The 609-nt window shown below is 49.8% G+C and carries 1 pseudogene; it reads left to right on the forward strand.

Annotation, left to right across the window (positions count from 1 at the left end):
• Positions 1–609, forward strand: a pseudogene (locus OU793_RS24845) (conjugal transfer protein TrbE); the annotation flags it as partial.

Raw genomic sequence — 609 nt, forward strand, 5'->3', positions numbered from 1 at the left:
GTCGCAAGGCGACAAGTTTGCGACCCGCTCGGTGCTGTTTATCACTTGGCGCCCAACCACTAAGCGTTTATCCAAAGTCACCGATTTGCTTTTTGACCACGGCGACACCAAACGCGTGAGCTTAGCGCAGCGCAACCTGGCGCTGTTTAAAGAGCGCATGTCTGAACTGGAAAAAAGTTTCGCCAATGTGTTTTCTTCCATCACGCGCTTAAAGTTGGTTGAACGCGACGGCCAACCGTTTGATGAGCTGTTGTCGTATTTACGCTATTCCTTGACCGGACAATGGCATCCCGTGTCGGCGGCTTGTACTCCGTTGCCGCTAGACAGCTTATTAGGCAGCGTGGAATGTTGGCCTGGCTTTCAGCCCAAAATTGGCGAGCAGTACACGAGCGTTATCAGTATTGATGGCTTCCCCGATTTCAGTCACCCCAACATGCTGCATCACTTAAGTTTGATGAACGTGGAGTTTCGCTGGAGCACACGTTTTATCTTCTTTGACAGTCGCGAAGCGCATCAATTGCTCGATAAAGAGCGCAAGAATTGGGACCAAAAAGTCACCTCATTTCGCGACAAGCTGTTAAAAAATCCAGACCCAAAAGTGGATGAAGA

The sequence above is a fragment of the Vibrio sp. VP6 genome (assembly GCF_028823755.1).
Classification (GTDB): domain Bacteria; phylum Pseudomonadota; class Gammaproteobacteria; order Enterobacterales; family Vibrionaceae; genus Vibrio; species Vibrio parahaemolyticus.